The sequence below is a fragment of the Arthrobacter sp. 10T416 genome (assembly GCF_056394165.1).
Map to the genome: position 1 here is coordinate 396,044 of NZ_JBFTHI010000001.1, position 18,611 is coordinate 414,654.

Consider the following 18,611-nt stretch of genomic DNA (forward strand, 5'->3'; position numbering starts at 1 on the left):
GCTGATCAGGGGCGGTACCCCGATGCGTAGTTCCGCGTGGGCCGGACGCCCGGCCGTTGCAGCGGCACCCACAGCTTGTAGCGATCGGCCCGGTAGTAGGACACGGAGTAGTCCACCATGGCTCTGGCGACGAACGCGTGCCGCTGGATCTTCAACAGCGGCGAACCAACCTCCACATTCAGCAGGCGGGCCGTGGAGGGCGACGCGGCCGTGGCCTCGATCATGTCCTCCCCCCACTCCATCACCAGCCCGTAGCGTTCGCTCAGCACGTTGTAGAGGGACGTCGGCGGCTGACCGTCCAGGAGCCCCGGCACCCGGTGCGCGGGGATAAAGTTCTCGTCGACGCTCATCGGTTCGTTGTCGGCGAGCAGGAGGCGCCGGAACCGGACCAACTGGGTGCCCTCCTCCAGCTGCAGTTCACGGGCGAGGAACGCGCTGGCACTGATCTGTTCGAAGCTCAGGACCTTGGCTGCCGGAACCATGCCGCGGCGCTGCATCTCCTCACTGTAGGAGGTCAGCTTCACCTGGAGGTCCAGTTTGGGCTTGCGCACGAACGTGCCTAAACCCACGACGCGTTCAATCACTTCCTCGCCCACGAGGGCGTCGATGGCCTGCCGGACGGTCATGCGGGCGAGGCCGAAGCGCTCGGAGAGGTCTCGCTCCGAGGGCAATGCCGATCCGGGCGGACAGGAGCTGGCAATGTGGGCGCGGAGTATTTCCCGGAGCTGGACGTAGATGGGGACTCCGCTGCTGCGGTCGATCCCGCCGGCCATCCGTGCTGCGTTAGAACCCACGGAACCGCCCGATGGAATGCTTCATGCTCCAATCTTAAGCCACCATGGGAGCAGGTCTAGACCACTCAGCCGTTACGGTTCGCCCGGTGCTAATCCCCCGGCTACGCTTAGGAAGCACACTTGCCGGAGCACTCCCGGCCCACCTGTTTCAAAGGAGTTCCATTGCCAGCTCGCAAGGCGGTCGTCCAGGCCTCGATCGGACTGCACGCCCGTCCCGCGGCCGTGTTCGTCAGGGCGGTCACCCAGACCGGCTTCGCCGTGACCATCAGCAAGGAAGGCCGGCCCGGCGTCGATGCACGGTCCCTCCTGGAAGTCATGACCGAGGACTTCGGGCACGGCTGCGAAGTGGAGCTCGCGGTCCGGGCAGATTCGGTTCCGGACGGCTCGAGCGAGGCCGACGCCGAGCACGCCCTGACGGAGCTCTGCGCCCTGCTGGAGTCACAGTCCGGCTAGCGCTGGACCTGGTTACGCTGGGCCAGCATGGTCCCCGGAACATCCAAACGACGGCGGGCCCCACCTCAAAGGTGGGGCCCGCCGTCGTTGTTCTCAGTATTGAGTGCTAGTGCGCGTGGTCACCGCGGCTGTACTCGTAGACCCAGCCCACGAGTGCCACGACGGCGAGGCCGCCGGCGATGAACGTGATCCAGAAGCCCACGGCTAGGCCGAGGAAGCCGCCGGCGCAGGCGAGGCCCAGCACCAGGGGCCACCAGCTCCAGGGGCTGAAGTGGCCCTGCTCGCCGGCGCCTTCGTGGATCTCAGCGTCGCTGCGGTCCTCCGGGCGCATACCGACCCGGCGTCCGGTGAAGCCCAGGTAGGCGCCGATCATGCCGGCGAGGCCTGCGACCAGCAGGACCCCGAGGATGCCCACCCATTCGGACCAGTGCGTCATAAAACCGTAGACGATGGCTACAGGGACGAAGAAGAAGACTCCGAGCCCAAAAATCCGTGATTCGATCTTCACTTCGCGGTGTCCTTCTGGTCGGCGTTACCCAGCGCGGCCGCTGCCGGGGCAGGCGAGTCGATGGTGTAGTTCTGGGAGAGCTCGGGGTGGTGCAGGTCCAGGGCAGGACGTTCCGAGCGGATCCGCGGCAGCGACGTGAAGTTGTGGCGCGGCGGCGGGCAGGACGTGGCCCACTCGAGCGAAGCGCCGAAGCCCCAGGGGTCATCAACCATGACCTTCTCGTTGCTGCGCCAGGTGATGTAGACGTTCCAGAAGAACGGGATCAGCGAGGCACCCAGCAGGAAGGACGAGTAGGTGGAGAACTGGTTCATCCAGGTGAAGTTATCCTGCGGCATGTAGTCCGCGTAGCGGCGGGGCATGCCCTCGACGCCGAGCCAGTGCTGGATGAGGAAGGTGCCGTGGAAGCCCAGGAAGAGCATCCAGAAGTGGATCTTGCCGAGGCGCTCGTTGAGCATCTTGCCGGTCCACTTCGGCCACCAGAAGTAGAAGCCTGCGAACATCGCGAAGACGACGGTACCGAAGACCACGTAGTGGAAGTGCGCCACCACGAAGTAGGAGTCGGAAACGTGGAAGTCCAGCGGCGGGGAGGCCAGGATGATACCGGTCAGGCCGCCGAAGAGGAACGTGGCCAGGAAGCCGATGCTCCACAGCATGGGGGTTTCAAAGGTGATGGAACCCCGCCACATGGTGCCGATCCAGTTGAAGAACTTCACGCCGGTGGGTACCGCGATCAGCATCGTCATAAAGGAGAAGAACGGCAGCAGGACCGAGCCGGTCACGTACATGTGGTGGGCCCACACGGTGACGGACAGGGCGGCGATGGAGATGGTGGCGTAAACCAGGCCCTTGTAGCCGAAGATCGGCTTGCGGCTGAAGACCGGGAAGATCTCGGACACGATGCCGAAGAACGGCAGGGCGATGATGTAGACCTCGGGGTGGCCGAAGAACCAGAACAGGTGCTGCCAGAGGACGGCGCCGCCGTTTTCGGGATCGAAGATGTGGGCACCGAAGCGGCGGTCCGCACCGAGGGCGAAGAGAGCGGCAGCAAGCGGCGGGAACGCCATCAGAACGAGGATGGCGGTGACCAGGACGTTCCAGGTGAAGATCGGCATACGCCACATGGTCATGCCCGGGGCGCGCATGCAGATGATCGTGGTGATGAAGTTCACCGCGCCGAGGATGGTGCCGAAGCCGGAGAGCGCCAGGCCGAAGACCCAGAGGTCACCGCCGACGCCGGGGCTGAAGGTGGTGTTGGACAGCGGCGCATACGCGAACCAGCCGAACGAGGCTGCACCCTGCGGGGTGATGAAGCCGGAGACCGCGATGGTGGAACCAAAGAGGAAGAACCAGAAGGCCAGCGCGTTCAGTCGCGGGAAGGCGACGTCGGGGGCGCCGATCTGCAGGGGCATGATCACGTTGGCGAAGCCTGCGAACAGCGGCGTCGCGAACATCAGGAGCATTACGGTGCCGTGCATGGTGAAAAGCTGGTTGTACTGCTCTTTGGTCTGCAGGATCTGCATGCCGGGTTCGAACAGCTCGGCACGGATCAGCAGTGCCATAACGCCGCCGAAGCAGAAGAACACGAAGGACGCGATCAGGTACATGTACCCGATGGTCTTGTGGTCGGTGGAGGTGATCCAGTTGACGACGATGCGCCCCTTGGATTTGGGTACTACGGGAGCCTCAAGGATCCCGGAGGGCTGAGAGTAGGTCGTAGCCACGTCGCGCTCCCCTTACTTGTTCTCGGTCGGGGCCGGGTTGCGGTCGTACTCTTCGCCGAGCAGTCCGGTGTTGCCGGCCTGGCGGAGCTGGTCAAGGTGGGCCTTGAACTCCGTCTCGGAGACGACCTTCACGCGGAACAGCATTTCGGAGTGGTACTCACCACAGAGTTCGGCGCACTTGCCGTCGTAGGTTCCCTCTTTAGTGGGGGTGAACCGGATGTAGTTGGTCTTGCCGGGGATCATGTCGCGCTTCTGCAGGAAGGCGGGTACCCAGAAGGAGTGGATGACGTCGCGGGCGTTCAGCTCCAGGTCAACGGACTTGTTGACGGGGAGGTAGAGCGTCGGCAGCTTTTCCTTGTCGACATCATTGCCGGTGAGGTGTGCCTGGACGCCGGCCTCGTGGACGTCGCCGGTGACGACGTCGCCCTTCTTGTAGTTGAAGTCCCAGGCCCACTGCTTGGCGCGGGCGTCGACGACGACGTCGGCCGGCTGGTCACGGTTGTCGATCGCCTGCTGGTCACGGTCGGTGAAGTAGAAGAACACCAGGACCATAAAGAGCGGGATCGTCAGGTAGAAGACCTCGAGGGGAAGGTTGAAGCTGTTCTGCCGGGGGAAGCCGACGGTGCCCTTCCGGCGCCGGTACGCCACGATGCACCAGATCATCAGGCCCCAGGTGATGATGCCGACGACCAGCGCGGCAATCCATGAGTTGACCCAGAGGTCCATGATGCGGTCAGTGTGGTTGGTGGTGCCACGCTCAGTGGGCAGCCACCCTTTCTGTACCTCTGGTGAACATCCAGTCAATGCCAACGCGCCGGCTAGTGCCAAGCCAGTGATCGTAGTGATCTGTTTGCGTCGGCTGCCGGTTCGGTTCTGCGAACTCACAGACGGCCCTTCCTACTTGTTGCTGTCGCCCGGCCGCCGTAAGCGTTCCGGGCACACTAAAAGTTTTACTACTCGGTGTAGAGCTTACCGCTCCCCGCGAGTTTTCGCCCACATGTCCGCGCCGTGCCTCCGTGGAGTTTTCGGCGATTCCGGTGACCCTCCCCCGGACGGCGCTAAGGCCGGGCCCATGGCCCGGCCTTAGCCCTTAGTGGAAGGAGTCTCCGCAGGCGCAGGACCCGCCCGCATTGGGGTTATCAATGGTGAAGCCCTGCTTGGAGATGGTGTCCTCGAAGTCGATGCTGGCACCGCTCAGGTAGGGCACGCTCATCTTGTCGACAACGACTTCGACGCCGTCGTAGTCGCGGACGGCGTCGCCCTCGAGGAGGCGCTCGTCGAAGTAGAGCTGGTAGATCAGGCCGGAACAACCGCCCGGCTGCACGGCAACGCGGAGCCGAAGATCAGTGCGGCCTTCCTGTTCCAGCAGGCTGCGGACCTTGCCGGCGGCCACGTCGGTCAGCTGGACCTCGTGGCTGGCCAGGTCCTGGTCCGCCTGGACGGTGGTGTCGGCGCTGTTTTCATTGGTTGTAGTGCTCATGGCCTACCTTCTTACGACGGTCGTGGCGGCTCCGCCTGCGCGGTGCCCGCCCCTACTTAAACGGTATGGGCTATAGCTACATGCTACGTCGATCAGACGTGTAGCTCTAACTCCTGACGTAACCCTCACCGCCGGCTGGATGTTCCCCGGAAGCGGTGTGGGGCCGCGGGCCTCAGGCGAGGCCGTCAGCGTTCAGCCGGGCCAGGAGCAGCGCTTCCGCGACGATGGCGTTCCGGAAGTCCTCGAGGTGCAGCGATTCGTTGGCGCTGTGCGCCCGCGAGTCGGGGTCCTCCACGCCGGTGACGAGGATCTGTACGTCCGGGTACAGCTCGGTGAGGTCCGCGATGAAGGGAATGGAACCGCCAATGCCGGTCTCGACGGCCGGAACGCCCCATGCCTCGCCGAGGGCCCACATGGCCATGCTGGCCGCGGTGGACGTGGTGTCCGTGAGGAACGCGTTGCCGCTCTCCCCCGGGGTGAAGACCACCTCGGCTCCGAACGGTGCGTGGGATTCGACGTGGCGGCGGACGGCGTCCATGGCGTCGGCCGGGTTCTGCCCCGGGGCGAGCCGCAGGCTGAACTTGGCGCGGGCGCGCGGCAGCAGCGTGTTGGAGGCAACGTCCACGGCGGGTGCGTCGAAACCGATGATGGACAGCGCGGGCTTGGTCCACATCCGCGACGCGATGGTTCCGGTACCGGCGAGCTTAACGCCGTCGAGCACGGACGCGTCCTTGCGGTACTCCTCTTCCGTGAGGTCGACGGTTACGTCGTCGCGGCTGACCAGGCCGTCGATCGCGACGCTGCCTTCGTCGTCGTGCAGGGTGGCGATCAGCCGGGCCAGCAGTGTGGGGGCGTCCAGCACGGGGCCGCCGAACATGCCGGAGTGGACGGCGTGGTCAAGGACCTTAACCTCGATGGTGCCGTCGACCAGGCCCCGGAGGCTGGTGGTGAGTGCCGGGATGCCGACCTTCCAGTTCGATGAGTCGGCAACGACGATCACGTCCGAGCGCAGCAGTTCCTTGTGCGTTTCAAGGAACGAACGGAACGTCGGCGAACCGGCTTCTTCCTCGCCTTCAAAGAAGAAGGTCACGCCCAGTCCCAGTTCCTCGCCCAACACGCGTGTTACGGCGGAGTAGGCGGCGACGTGGGCCAGGATGCCTGCCTTGTCATCGGCGGCACCGCGGCCATAGAGGCGGCCGTCGCGTTCGACGGCGGTGAAAGGTTCGGTCTCCCAGAGGGCCAGGTCGCCGGTCGGCTGCACGTCGTGGTGGGCGTAGAGCAGGATGGTCGGCTTGCCGGCCGCGGCGGCACGGCGGGCGACGACGGCGGGACCGCCAGGGGTGCCGTCTTCCTTGTCGCATCGCAGCACCCGGACGTCGTCGAACCCGGTGGCCCGCACCAGTTCGGCGACGGCGTCGGCGCTGGCGTTCAGCGGTGCCGGGTCGAAGCTGGGCCAGGCGATGCCGGGGATGGCCACAAGCTGCTTGAGCTGTTCGACAGTGGTGTCAAAGGATTCGGTAACGGCCTGGCGGAGGGCGTCGGCATCGATGGCGCCGCCGGCTGGGGTCTGCGGGTTCCCCGCGGGTGATGAAGTCATGGCCAAAACACTACCGTGCCTGCTGTTACAGCCAAGCGGGCGACCGGGTGTGGCCTGGGCCTCGCCCCGGTGCCCGCAGGGTATTCTGTAGGGGTGTTTGGACGTAAAAAGGAAGCGCCCTCGGCGCAGGACGTAGTTGACCAGCAGGTGGCCGAGGCAGCAGCCCGGGACGCCGCCATCGGCAAGGGAGCCCCAACGCCTAAGCGCAGCGCCCAGGTCGCCGCCCGCAAGCGGCCCCTGGTTCCGGAGGATCGCAAGGCCTCCAAGGCTGCAGAACGCACCGCCATTGCGGACCAGCGGCTCAAGATGCGCCAGGCCATGGACACCGGTGATGAGAAGTTCCTGCCGCTTCGCGACAAGGGACCGCAGAAGCGCTTTGCCCGCGATTACGTGGACGCCCGTTTCAGCCTCGGCGAGTACCTGATGTTCGGTGCGTTGCTTTTTGTGATCATCTCCCTGCTGGTTCCGGCCAGCAGTGACCAGATGATCTACGTCCTGGGCGGATTCTGGGTCATGTTCCTGGCCGTGTTCGTGGATGTCTTTATCCTCTCCCGCAAGCTGAAGAAGCGCCTGGCCGAGAAGTTCGGCGAGGTGGAGCGCGGCACCGTCTGGTACGGCTCCATGCGCTCCCTGCAGTTCCGCCGCCTGCGGCTCCCCAAGCCGCAGGTCAAGCGCGGCGAGTTCCCCGCCTAATTCAGCCGTCAAAAGGCCCCCGGCAGTCGGACTGCCGGGGGCCCATTTGTGTCTGACGGGCGCCCGCGGACTCTTTCCGGAGCCGCGTCCGGTCAGCGTCGGGCGGCCTGCTTCGCGAGGTCCCGGTTGATCCGCGCCGCCCAGAAGGGTCCCTCGTAGAGGAAAGCCGTGTAGCCCTGCACCAGCGTTGCGCCGGCGTCGATCCGGTCGCGGACGTCCTGGGCGGACTCCACGCCGCCCACCGACACCAGGGTAAGGGCACCGCCGGTGGCGGCTTTCAGCCGGGCCAGGACCTCAAGAGACCGCTGACGGAGCGGAGCACCGGACAGGCCGCCGGCGCCGCACGCCTCGACAGTGTCCGGGCTGGAGACGAGCCCGGTGCGGCCGATGGTGGTGTTGGTGGCAATGATGCCGTCGAGTTTCAGGTCCAGCGCCAGCCGGGCGACGTCGTCGATGTCCTCGTCGCTGAGGTCCGGGGCGATCTTAACCAGTAGCGGGACGTGCCTGCCGGCGGCGGTGTCCGCGGCTTCGCCGACCGCGGTCAGGAGTGGCCGGAGTGTGTCAACGTCCTGCAGCAGCCGCAGGCCGGGGGTGTTCGGGGAACTGACGTTCACCACGAGGTAGTCGGCGGCCGGGGCCAGGCTGCGGGCGCTCACCAGGTAGTCCGCCACCGCGTCCTCAAGTTCCACCACCTTGCTCTTGCCGATATTGACGCCGATCACCGGACGGACGCCCGGATAGCGGCGCTGCAGGGCGGCGCGGGCGGAGCGGAGCCGGGGTGCGACCGCAGCCGCACCGTCGTTGTTGAAGCCCATCCGGTTAATCACGGCACGGTCTTCGATGAGCCGGAACAGCCGGGGGGCCGGGTTGCCCGGCTGGGCCTGGCCGGTAATGGTGCCAACCTCGACGTGGCCGAAGCCGAGCTCGGTCAGGGCCTCAATGCCGTGGCCCTCTTTGTCGAACCCCGCGGCGAGTCCGAACGGTGACGGGAACGTCAGCCCGAACGCCTCGGTGCGCAGGGACGGGGCCGGCGCGGTGAAGCGCTGCAGCACCCGTCCGGCGCCGCAGCGGTTGGCCAGCCGGATGGCCCGGAAACCGATCGTATGGGCGCGCTCGGCGTCCATCCAGGAGAAGGCAAGCCGGAAGAAGGTGGGATATACGCGCATGCCCCTAGTTTTCCGGTTCCCGGCGCACAAACCAAAATGCCGGCCAATCCGCATCCCGCCCGGGCGCTAGCATGAAGCCATGAGCAGCGAGGATGCAGTCACCAACGGCGTAGTGGGAGCCGGTCCCGGCACACGGATCGAGGCCGACGTTGTAGTGGTCGGCGCCGGTCTGGCGGGGCTGGCGGCAGCCGCCGAGGCGTACGCGGCCGGACGGCGGGTGGCGGTCCTGGACCAGGAACCCGAGGCTTCCGTCGGGGGCCAAGCCCACTGGTCATTTGGCGGGCTGTTCCTGGTCGACACACCGGAGCAGCGCCGGCTGGGCGTACGGGACAGCGCGGACCTGGCACTGGCGGACTGGCTGTCGTCGGCCGGTTTCGACCGGAGCGAGGACACGCATGCCCGCGCCTGGGCGGAGGCCTACGTCAACTTCGCGGCCGGCGAGAAACGCGCCTGGCTCGCCTCCCTCGGCGTCGGACTCTTCCCGCTGGTGCAGTGGGCGGAACGCGGCGGGTACGGCCCGGACGGCCACGGCAACACGGTCCCCCGCTTCCACGTCGCTTGGGGCACCGGGCCCGCGATTGTCGCGCCCTTCCTCGCCAAGCTCAGGGAGGGCCAGGCTGCCGGAAGGGTCTCCTTCCATTTCCGCCACCGCGCCACCGGACTGGCCACCAGCGGCGGCACTGTCACCGGGGTGCGCGGCGAGGTCCTCGTCCCGAGCGGCGCGGCACGGGGCGAGCAATCATCCCGTGAGGCCGTCGGCGCTTTCGAGGCCGCCGCGGGCGCCGTCGTCGTCACCAGTGGCGGAATTGGCGGCAACCACACCGCCGTCCGGCGGCAATGGCCGGGCGGCGGCGCACCGGAGGCGATGCTCAGCGGGGTCCCAGCGTCGGTGGACGGCGATTTCCTGGCCGCCGTGGACAGTGCCGGCGGCAGGCTTATCAACGGCGACCGGATGTGGCACTACCCGGAAGGCATCCACAATTACGATCCGGTCTGGCCGAAGCACGGCATCCGGATCCTGCCGGGCCCGTCGGCGCTGTGGCTGGACGCTACGGGGAAGATGCTCCCGGCGCCGCTGTTTCCGGGCTTCGACTCCCTCGGCGCACTGCGCCATATCCTGGCCACCGGGCATCAGCACTCCTGGTTCGTGCTGAACCGGTCAATTGCCCTCAAAGAATTCGCGCTCTCCGGCTCCGAGCAGAATCCGGACCTCACCGGCAAAGACATCCGCCTGCTCGCCGCGCGCCTCAAACCCTCCAGCGACAGCCCACTGCAGCGTTTCCTGGACCGCGGTGTGGACTTCCTGCAGGCGGCCAGCCCGGCCGAGCTCGCCGGGAAAATGAACGGCCTAACAGGCTCGCCGCTGATTGACGCCGCGGAACTGGACCGGCTGGTCCGCTCCCGCGACCGCCAGTTCGCCAGCGGCCTGGGCAAAGATCCGCAGCTCGCCGCGATCCGCGCCGCCCGCCGCTTCACCACGGACCGGGTGATGCGGGTGGCTCCCCCGCACCCGATGCTCGATCCCCGGCACGGGCCCCTGCTCGCGGTGCGCCTTTCCGTCCTGACCCGCAAGAGCCTCGGCGGGATCCAGACCGACCTGCAATCCAGGGTGCTGGGCCGTTCCGGCCTGCCCGTCGCCGGGCTGTACGCCGCCGGGGAGGCGGCCGGTTTCGGCGGCGGCGGGATCCACGGCTACCGCGCCCTTGAGGGCACGTTCCTGGGCGGATGCCTGTTCTCGGGCCGGACGGCGGGCCGCGCGGCCGCCGCGGCGGTCTAGCTGCGGGCCGGGAGGAGCCGATGGAGTGGCAGGCAGACATCCTGGGCGAGGACTTCGCGTCCTGCGTCTTCCAGGCGGCCGGGCCCGACGGCGTGGAGCGCACCGCCACACTGGTCCGGCACGTCCCCGCGGCGGGAGCCGGGCCGGCCCCGCAGCGTGCCGTCCTGTTCCTGCACGGGTGGAGCGACTACTTCTTCAATGAGGAGCTCGCCGGATTCTGGACCGACCAGGGCTTCGAGTTCTTTGCCCTGGACATGCACAACCACGGCCGGAGCCTGCAGCATGGCACCCATGGCGGCTACGTGGCGGACCTGGCCGACTACGACGCGGAGATCACCGCCGCGATCGGCATCATCAGGTCCCTCAGTCCTGACAACGCGCCCGCCGTGCCGGTGACTCTGATGGGCCACTCCACCGGCGGCCTCATCACGGCCCTGTGGGCGAGCCGGCACCCGGGGATTGCCGCGCAGCTGGTCCTCGACAGCCCGTGGCTGGAGATGCATGGCAGCCCGGCGATCCGCAGGGCTGCCCGGACCATGGTGGAACCGCTGGCACGGCTGCGGCCCGAGTATGTCATCCGGCTTCCCGAGCGTGCCTTTTACTGGCGCAGTATCAGCAGCGCCGCGGAGGGCGAGTGGCTCCTCGACGACAACTACAGGCCGCGCCGGGCCTTCCCCGTGCGCGCCGGTTGGCTCAGCGCCGTCCTCAGCGGTCAGTCGAAGGTGGCCCGGGGGCTGAACATCGACGCCCCCATCCTGGTGATGATCTCCGGCGCCAGCGCCAACGGGATGTTCTGGAAGGAATCCATGCGGCGCACGGATGCTGTCCTTGACGTCAACACCATCGCCTTGCGCGCCCTGAGCCTCGGCCGGACCGTGACCCTGGAACGGATCGACGGTGCCCTGCACGACGTCTTCCTCTCGGCGCCGCGGGTCCGCGCCGACGCGTACGCACGGCTGGCGCGGTGGATTAGGGCGTACGTCCCGGACGACGGCGGGGCGGGCTAGCCGCGGGGAAGCTCCCCCGTCGGGACTGCGGCGTCGACCGCGCCGCCGTACCGGCGGTCCCGCTGGGCGTAGATTTCGACGGCGTCCCACAGCGTGCGCCGGTCGACGTCGGGCCAGAGCGTGTCGAGGAAAACGAACTCGGCGTACGCGGACTGCCAGAGCATGAAGTTGGAGAGCCGCTGTTCACCGGAGCTGCGCAGGAACAGGTCAACGTCTGGCAGGTCAGGCTCGTCAAGGTATTTCTGGATGGTGCGTTCTGTGATGGCACCGGGCTTGAGCCGGCCCGCGGCCACCTCCTCCGCGATGGCGGCCACGGCGTCGGCGATCTCGGCCCTGCCGCCGTAGTTAACACACATGTTCAACGTGCAGGTGCTGTTGCCGCGGGTGAACTCCTCGGCCTCCTCGAGCTCCCTGATGACGGAGCCCCAGAGTTTGGGCCGCCGCCCGGACCAGCGGATCCTGACACCCCAGTCGTCCAGCTGGTTGCGCTGGCGTCGCAGCACATCCTTGTTAAATCCCATCAGGAAGCGGACTTCCTCGGGTGAGCGTCGCCAGTTCTCGGTGGAGAAGGCGTAGACACTGACGTGTTCGATGCCGAGCTCGATGGCGCCGGCCATCACATCCAGCAGCGCCGGCTCGCCGGCCTTATGGCCCTCGATGCGGGGCAGGCCGCGCTGGTTGGCCCAGCGGCCGTTGCCGTCCATGACGATCGCGACGTGCCGCGGAATGAACTCCGCGGGGATGGCCGGTGCAACGGCACCGGAGGGATGCGGGTACGGCGCCACCACGGGGGTGCTGCGCTGCCGGACGGGATTCTTCTTTTTGCCCAGGGCCACGTTTACGTTCGCTCCACATGTTTGAGGGATTTCAGGACACGTTCCAGATGCCACTGCAGATAACTTGCCACCAGCCCAGCGGCCTCCCGCCGGTGGCCGGGGGCGGATGCGTCTGCTGCAACCCAGTTGCCGGTCAGCAGCGCCCCGAGCAGGATCACGGTCTCCGCGGCGGGGGCCGGCGAGCCCGGGGGCCGGCACTCCCCGCAGACCATGCCGCCGAGAGGAGCCGAGAACGCGGTGTGCGGTCCCGGGGCGCCGCAGCGGGCGCAGTCGGTAAAGCTCGGCGCCCAGCCGCCCGTGGACAGTGCGCGGAGCAGGTAGGAGTCAAGGATAAGTTCCGGGGCGTGGTCGCCCCGGCTGAGCGATGCCAGGGCCCCGACCAGCAGCAGGTACTGGGCCGTGCCGGCTTCGCCGTCGACGTCGGTGAGTTTCTCCGCGGTCTCGGTCATCGCTGCAGCCACCGTGTAGCGGCCGTAGTCGGAGGCGATGCTCGAACCGTAGGCGCCCTTCGCGACCGCCTGGGTCACCACGTCCAGGGTGCGCCCCGAGATGAGCTGGAGGTCGGCGACCATAAAGGGCTCAAGCCGGGCCCCGAACCGGCTGCTGGTGCGGCGGACACCCTTGGCCACGGCGCGGACCTGGCCGTGGTGTTTTGTCAGCAGCGTGATGATGCGGTCCGCCTCGCCCAGCTTGTGCGTGCGCAGGACCACGGCGTCGTCGCGGTAGGCGCGGGCTGCGAAGGAGGAAGGTTGGGCCACAGTTAATCTTCGCACTGACTTTTGGGATTCGCCGCCATTGGAAACAGCACTGCGCCGCCGGAACCTCCGGCGGCGCAGTGGGACTGCTCTAGGCGCGGGCGTCCCGGATGGCGCGGTTGACGGCGGAAATGACGGCCTTCAGCGACGCCATGGACGTGTTGGCGTCAATCCCGACGCCCCACAGCACCCGCTCCCCCACGGCGCATTCGACGTAGGCCGCGGCCTGGGCGCTGCCGCCTTCGGACAGGGCGTGCTCACTGTAGTCGAGGACGCGGACGTCCACGCCGTCCTCCCGCAGGATGCTGAGCAGGGCCGCGATGGGGCCGTTGCCCACCCCGGTGCGGCGCAACGGCTTGCCGTCGATCTTCAGGGCGGCGGTCAGGGTCATGGTGCCGTCCTCGTCCGACTCGGTGCTGACCGCGCCCAGGGCGTAGCGGCCCCACTGGGCTTCGGCTGCGGCGGAGGGCAAGTACTCGTCCTGGAACAGCTGCCACAGCTGGGCGCCGCTGACCTCCCCGCCCACGGTGTCGGTGCGGCGCTGGATAACGCCGGAGAATTCGATCTGGGCCCGGCGGGGCAGGTCCAGGTTGTGCTCGTTCTTCAGCAGGTACGCTACCCCTCCCTTGCCGGACTGGGAGTTCACCCGGATGACAGCCTCGTAGCTGCGGCCGAGGTCCTTCGGGTCCACCGGCAGGTAGGGTACCTGCCAGGTGTAATCGGCAACGTCCTTGCCCGCTGCGGCTGCATCCTTCTCGAGGGCTTCCAGGCCCTTCTTGATGGCATCCTGGTGCGAGCCGGAGAAGGCGGTGAACACCAGGTCCCCGCCGTAGGGTGAGCGTTCGGCCACGGGCAGTTGGTTGCAGTACTCCACCGTGCGCCGGACGTCGTCGATGTCCGAGAAGTCGATCATGGGGTCCACGCCCTGGACGAACATGTTCAGGCCAAGGGTGACCAGGTCCACGTTGCCCGTCCGCTCGCCGTTGCCAAACAGGCAGCCTTCGATCCGGTCGGCTCCGGCGAGGTAGCCCAGTTCCGCTGCCGCGACCCCGGTGCCGCGGTCGTTGTGCGGGTGCAGGGAGAGGATGATGCCTTCGCGGGGATGCAGGTGCCTGCTCATCCACTCGATCGAATCGGCGTACACGTTCGGGGTTGCCATCTCGACAGTGGCCGGCAGGTTGATGATGACCTGCCGGTCCGCCGAGGCTTCGAAGACATCGGCAACGGCGTTGCAGACGCGCACGGCGTAGGCGAGTTCGGTGCCGGTGAAGGACTCCGGCGAGTACTCGTAGGTGATGTGCGTGTCCTCGAGTGTTTCCTCGTACTTCTTGCACAGGCGGGCGCCCTGCAGGGCGATGTCCAGGATCCCGTCCTCGTCCTGGTTGAACACCACCCGGCGCTGCAGGACCGACGTGGAGTTGTAAAGGTGGACGATGGCCTGCTTGGCGCCTACCAGGGACTCGTAGGTCCGCTCGATCAGGTGCTCGCGGGCCTGGGTCAGGACCTGGATGGTGACGTCGTCCGGGATGTGGTTGCCCTCGATCAGCTGCCGGACGAAGTCGAAGTCCGTCTGCGAGGCCGAGGGGAAGCCGACCTCGATTTCCTTGTAGCCCATCCGGACCAGCAGGTCGAACATTTTCATCTTGCGGGCCGGGCTCATCGGATCGATCAGGGCCTGGTTGCCGTCACGGAGGTCAACGGCGCACCAGCGCGGGGCCTTGGTGATGACCTTCCCGGGCCAGGTGCGGTCCGGCAGTTCGACACTGATGAGGTCCTGGAAGGGGACATAGCGGTGGACCGGCATTCCTGAGGGCTGCTGTGCGTTTCGCATTACTTATCGGGGCCTTTTCTGTGGTTCTTGGTGAAAGGGTGGCCGGGCAACACAAACTCCGCAGCGAGGTTTGGCCTTGCGCTAGATCGCGTCTGAGGCCCCGCCGCGGCAGCTAAGAAGAAGCAGTTCTGCACGCACATTTTCACAGTAACACGGGTGCGTAAGATGAAGGAGCCATACCCCAGCAACGTCCACCATGCAGACGCTGTACCGGTGCCAGGCCCGGTACAGCCGTCCTCTCGAAGGAGCATCAGTGCCGCTTTCCGGAATCGACCCCGCCACCATCGACGCCAGTGTCCGACCCCAGGACGATCTCTACCGGCACTTCAACGGGCGCTGGCTGAAGACCACCACCATTCCGGATGACCGGCCGCTGGAGGGCACCTTCACGGCGCTGCGGGACGGCTCGGAACTCGCGGTCAAGGAAATCATCATCGAGGCCGCGGGCCGCGGGGAGGCCGCGACCGGCATTGAACGCAAGATCGGGGACCTCTACAGCAGTTTTATGGATGAGGCCGCCGCCGAAGCCAAGGGCGCGGAACCGATCCGGGAACGGCTGGCCGAGGTCTTCGGCACCGCGTCGGTGGCCGAGCTGGTCCGGCTGGCCGGGCGGCTGTTCCGGGCTGATGTGTCCGGGCTGTTCTACATTTATCCGGCCCCTGACGCGGGCAATCCGGACCGGATCCTGCTCTACACCGGGCAGGGCGGCCTCGGCCTGCCCGACGAGTCGTACTACCGTGAGGAAAAATTCGCGCCGATGGTGCAGGCCTACCGGGAGCACGTCCGGACCCTGCTGGAGCTCGCCGGCATCGCCGAACCCGGGGCCGCCGCGTCACGTGTGGTGGAACTGGAAACCTCCCTGGCATCCCACCATTGGGACAAAGTCACCCTCCGCAATCCGCAGAAGACCTACAACCTCAAGTCAGCCGACGAAGCCGCAGAGCTCTTCCCGCTCCTCGCCGACTGGTTCGACGCCGCCGGCATCGCCGCCGAAAAGCGCGCCGAGCTGGTGGTAAGCACCCCGGACTTCTTCGCAGGGGCGGCAGCGCTCCTGGACTCGGTGCCGCTGGCCACGTGGCAGGAATGGCTGGCCACCCGCGTGGTCAGCGCCGCGGCCCCCTACCTGTCCGCGGCGTTCGTGGACGCAAACTTCGCCTTCTACGGCACCACCCTCAGCGGCACGCCCCGCAACCGGGACCGCTGGAAGCGCGGCGTCGCCGTCGTCGAGGCCGCCCTGGGCGAAGCGGTCGGGCAGATCTATGTGGCCCGGCACTTTCCGGAGAGCCATAAGGAGCACATGCGCTCACTCGTGGGGAACCTGACCGAGGCGTACCGCGACTCCATCACTGGCCTGCCGTGGATGGGCGAGGAAACCCGGACGGAGGCCCTGAAGAAGCTCGATTCCTTCCGGGCCAAGATCGGTTACCCGGAGAAGTGGATCGACTACTCGGCCGTGGTGGTGGACGCCGGGGATCTGCTGGGCAACGTTGAACGAGCCCACAGCGCGGACGTCGACCGGCACCTGGACGAGGTTGGACAGCCCGTGGACCGCGAGAAGTGGCTGATGACGCCGCAGACCGTCAACGCCTACTACCACCCGCTGCTCAATGAGATCGTCTTCCCCGCGGCCATCCTGCAGCCGCCGTTTTTCACCGCCGACGCCGACGACGCCGTGAACTACGGCGGCATCGGCGCCGTGATCGGGCACGAGATCGGCCACGGCTTCGATGACCAGGGGTCCCAGTACGACGGCAGCGGCCTGCTCCGGAACTGGTGGACCGAGGCCGACCGGACTGCCTTCGAGGCGCTGACCGCCAAGCTGGTGGCCCAGTTCGACGCCCTCTCCCCTGCCGAGGCGGACGGCCAGCACGTCAACGGCAAACTGACGCTGGGCGAGAACATCGGCGATCTCGGTGGCCTCACCATTGCGTACAAGGCGTACCTGATCAGCCTTGGCGGGCAGGAACCGCCGGTCCTGGACGGCCTCACCGGCGCCCAGCGGTTCTTCGCGTCCTGGGCGGCCAGCTGGCGGCAGGTGATCCGCAGCGAGGAAGCCATCCGCCGCCTCGCCACGGATCCGCACTCCCCCAACGAGTTCCGCACCAACAACATCGCCCAGAACCTTGATGCGTTCCACACGGCCTTCGCGACCACGGACCAGGACGGAATGTGGCTGGCACCGGAGGACCGCGTCAGCATCTGGTAAACGGGGGGCGTCCAACGGCCCCGAAACGGTGTTATGCAAAAGAGGAGCCGGCCCACAGTGGGCCGGCTCCTCTTTTGTGTCCCCGGGGTTTTTTGTCCCTGGATGGGGTTAGGCGTCCCGGGATCGGGCTAGGGCACGATCAGGACCGGATTCGCCTGCTGGCAGACGGTGTCGCCGGCCGTCTGGTTGACGATGTCCGGCGGCAGCGAGACCGGTGCGTCAGTCTGCTTGGTGCCGGATTTGAAGTCGCTGCCAAGGTACACCTGCACCCCGTTGACCCCTGCCGGGAGGACCTGCCGCGCCGGGATCCCCAGCAGTTTGGCGACGTCGGCGGCGACGTCGGCGTAGTCGGCGCCGTAGTAGACGGCCGTGGTGGCGACCGCCTGGGCATCGAACTGGCTGGTCTGGGTGAAGCCGCCGGCCTTGAGGGAAGCGAGCACTTCCTGGGCTTTTGCCGGGGTGCCGGAACCGTTCGCCACGGCGACCTGCTGGAGGGTCTTGTCATAAGCGGGCGCGGCCGGCGCCTTGGTGGCCGTCGGCTTGGCGCTGGCCGAAGCACTGCTGGAAGCGGCCGGGGTGGGCGAGGGCTTGGCGGTGGGATCGGTCAGGTCGACGTCCTTGCGCAAAGCCGCGAACAGCTCGGATGCAGCGGGTTCGGCCAGCTGGAGCCGGTTTGTGTCGGAGACCGCAGGCTCGGTGGGGGCGGCCACAAAGGCCACCTTGCCGACGTCGATGTTCTTCAGCCGGTTGCCGACGGTGAGTAGCGTCGGGACCGATGCCAGTCCCTCGTCGATGGTGAGGTTCTTGGTGATCGCGTCCGCGATCCCGAGCATTCGTCCCGGGTTGCTCAGGGTTCCGTCGTCCTTGATCTTCCGTACCAGCGAGGACAGAAAGCCCTGCTGCGCCTTGATCCGGCCGAGGTCGCTGCCGTCACCGAAGGCGTGCCGTGTCCGGACGAACGCGAGGGCCTGCTCGCCCTTGACCTGTGAGGTGCCCTTCTTCAGGCGGAGGCCGGAGTCGGGATCGTAAATGGAGTCGCTGACGCAAACGTCGACGCCGCCGACAGCGTTGGAGAGTTCCTTGACGGCGTTGAAGTCGGCCATCATAAAGTGGTCGATCTCCAGGCCGGTGAGCTTGTTGACGGTGTCCACGGCGCAGCCGATGCCGGCCTCGGACATGGCCGCGTTGATCATCACGCCGCTCTGGGCCGGGTATTGCTTGTTGGACTTCGGATCCTTGCAGGCGGGGGTGTCCACCAGGAGGTCGCGGGGGAAGCTGATGACGCTGACGCGTTTATTGTCCGCCGAGATATCCATCAGCATCATGACGTCGGAGTGGCCGTAGCCGGAGGAGTCATCCTTGCTGCCGTACTGCGAGTTTTTGCCGTCCCGGGTATCCGTGCCCAGGATCAGGATCTGCATGCGCCCGGTGGCGTCGTCGGGGGCCGCCTCGGTGCGGTTGTTGCCGGCGCCGAGGGCTTCGGTGCTGATGTTGCCTTGCAGTCGGATGACCCAGTAGGCCCCAAAAGCGATGACGCCGACCAGCAGCACGGAGAGCACGATCGTGGTGGCTTTCAGCCAGGTGGGGATCCGCCGGGCGCCCCCCAGATGGCGCGCCGGGCCGACGGAGGAGTCGCCCGTATGCCGGGCAGCCGCGTGGGACCGAACCGGACGGCCGGTTCCGTCTGCACGGTTATCAGGGGGTCGAACCACGGGTGGTGCCTTCCTTAGCGAACGGGAGTTTCCCTATTTTACGGGCCGAGTCTGGGAAAAACCCGATGGGCATGC

General features: G+C 67.0%; 16 protein-coding genes. 5 read left to right on the plus strand and 11 right to left on the minus strand.

What is annotated here, in order from left to right:
• Window positions 1-5: 5 nt before the first annotated feature.
• Window positions 6-773, minus strand: a complete 768-nt coding sequence (locus tag AC1DBE_RS01800; RefSeq protein WP_476903478.1) for a GntR family transcriptional regulator — start codon at window positions 771-773, stop codon at window positions 6-8.
• Window positions 774-956: 183 nt separating this feature from the next.
• Between AC1DBE_RS01800 and AC1DBE_RS01805 the strand changes: the two genes are divergently transcribed.
• Window positions 957-1,247, plus strand: a complete 291-nt coding sequence (locus AC1DBE_RS01805) for an HPr family phosphocarrier protein (RefSeq protein ID WP_476969431.1) — start codon at window positions 957-959, stop codon at window positions 1,245-1,247.
• Window positions 1,248-1,353: 106 nt separating this feature from the next.
• Here AC1DBE_RS01805 and AC1DBE_RS01810 read toward each other — a convergent pair whose 3' ends face one another.
• The 5 genes from AC1DBE_RS01810 to AC1DBE_RS01830 all read right to left on the minus strand — a co-directional run bounded on the left by AC1DBE_RS01810 (window position 1,354) and on the right by AC1DBE_RS01830 (window position 6,553).
• Window positions 1,354-1,755, minus strand: a complete 402-nt coding sequence (locus AC1DBE_RS01810) for a cytochrome c oxidase subunit 4 (RefSeq protein WP_441417762.1) — start codon at window positions 1,753-1,755, stop codon at window positions 1,354-1,356.
• Entirely contained in the window at window positions 1,752-3,476 is a 1,725-nt protein-coding gene (gene ctaD / locus AC1DBE_RS01815; RefSeq protein ID WP_476903367.1) for an aa3-type cytochrome oxidase subunit I, read from the minus strand. Before ctaD ends, AC1DBE_RS01810 begins: the two co-directional genes overlap by 4 nt.
• Window positions 3,477-3,488: 12 nt before the next feature.
• Window positions 3,489-4,361, minus strand: a complete 873-nt coding sequence (ctaC, locus tag AC1DBE_RS01820) for an aa3-type cytochrome oxidase subunit II (RefSeq protein WP_476903366.1) — start codon at window positions 4,359-4,361, stop codon at window positions 3,489-3,491.
• A 205-nt stretch (window positions 4,362-4,566) separates the two neighbouring features.
• Complete coding sequence (locus AC1DBE_RS01825) at window positions 4,567-4,956, minus strand: HesB/IscA family protein (RefSeq protein ID WP_476880362.1); 390 nt, start codon at window positions 4,954-4,956, stop codon at window positions 4,567-4,569.
• Window positions 4,957-5,128: 172 nt separating this feature from the next.
• Window positions 5,129-6,553, minus strand: coding sequence for a M20/M25/M40 family metallo-hydrolase (locus AC1DBE_RS01830; RefSeq protein WP_476969432.1), 1,425 nt, complete (start codon window positions 6,551-6,553; stop codon window positions 5,129-5,131).
• Between the two features lie 93 nt (window positions 6,554-6,646).
• On the opposite strand from AC1DBE_RS01830, the gene AC1DBE_RS01835 reads away from it, so the two are divergent.
• A complete protein-coding gene (locus tag AC1DBE_RS01835; protein ID WP_476880364.1) occupies window positions 6,647-7,246 on the plus strand; it encodes a DUF3043 domain-containing protein in 600 nt (199 codons plus the stop codon).
• A gap of 92 nt (window positions 7,247-7,338) precedes the next feature.
• On the opposite strand, the gene AC1DBE_RS01840 is transcribed toward AC1DBE_RS01835, so the two are convergent.
• Entirely contained in the window at window positions 7,339-8,412 is a 1,074-nt protein-coding gene (locus tag AC1DBE_RS01840) for a quinone-dependent dihydroorotate dehydrogenase (RefSeq protein ID WP_476969433.1), read from the minus strand.
• A gap of 79 nt (window positions 8,413-8,491) precedes the next feature.
• On the opposite strand from AC1DBE_RS01840, the gene AC1DBE_RS01845 reads away from it, so the two are divergent.
• Both AC1DBE_RS01845 and AC1DBE_RS01850 read left to right on the plus strand, forming a co-directional pair.
• On the plus strand, window positions 8,492-10,189 hold the full coding sequence (locus AC1DBE_RS01845) for an FAD-binding dehydrogenase (protein WP_476969434.1): 1,698 nt from the start codon (window positions 8,492-8,494) through the stop codon (window positions 10,187-10,189).
• A 20-nt stretch (window positions 10,190-10,209) separates the two neighbouring features.
• On the plus strand, window positions 10,210-11,196 hold the full coding sequence (locus tag AC1DBE_RS01850) for an alpha/beta hydrolase (protein ID WP_476969435.1): 987 nt from the start codon (window positions 10,210-10,212) through the stop codon (window positions 11,194-11,196).
• Here AC1DBE_RS01850 and AC1DBE_RS01855 read toward each other — a convergent pair.
• From AC1DBE_RS01855 to leuA, 3 genes are all read right to left on the minus strand, one after another.
• On the minus strand, window positions 11,193-12,032 hold the full coding sequence (locus AC1DBE_RS01855; RefSeq protein ID WP_476880163.1) for an isoprenyl transferase: 840 nt from the start codon (window positions 12,030-12,032) through the stop codon (window positions 11,193-11,195). The two genes, AC1DBE_RS01850 and AC1DBE_RS01855, sit on opposite strands and share 4 nt — an antisense overlap.
• Window positions 12,033-12,034: 2 nt before the next feature.
• Complete coding sequence (recO, locus tag AC1DBE_RS01860; protein WP_476880164.1) at window positions 12,035-12,790, minus strand: DNA repair protein RecO; 756 nt, start codon at window positions 12,788-12,790, stop codon at window positions 12,035-12,037.
• An 88-nt stretch (window positions 12,791-12,878) separates the two neighbouring features.
• Window positions 12,879-14,618, minus strand: coding sequence for a 2-isopropylmalate synthase (gene leuA / locus AC1DBE_RS01865; RefSeq protein ID WP_476880165.1), 1,740 nt, complete (start codon window positions 14,616-14,618; stop codon window positions 12,879-12,881).
• Window positions 14,619-14,871: 253 nt separating this feature from the next.
• Here leuA and AC1DBE_RS01870 point away from each other — a divergent pair, with 253 nt between their 5' ends.
• Window positions 14,872-16,824 carry a M13 family metallopeptidase gene (locus AC1DBE_RS01870; RefSeq protein ID WP_476969436.1) on the plus strand — a complete coding sequence of 651 codons (1,953 nt, stop codon included), beginning with the start codon at window positions 14,872-14,874 and terminating at the stop codon, window positions 16,822-16,824.
• Window positions 16,825-16,952: 128 nt separating this feature from the next.
• Here the strand turns inward: AC1DBE_RS01870 and AC1DBE_RS01875 are convergent, their stop codons facing one another.
• Window positions 16,953-18,536: an LCP family protein gene (locus AC1DBE_RS01875; protein WP_476879373.1), complete on the minus strand. Its 1,584-nt coding sequence runs from the start codon at window positions 18,534-18,536 to the stop codon at window positions 16,953-16,955.
• Window positions 18,537-18,611: the final 75 nt, after the last annotated feature.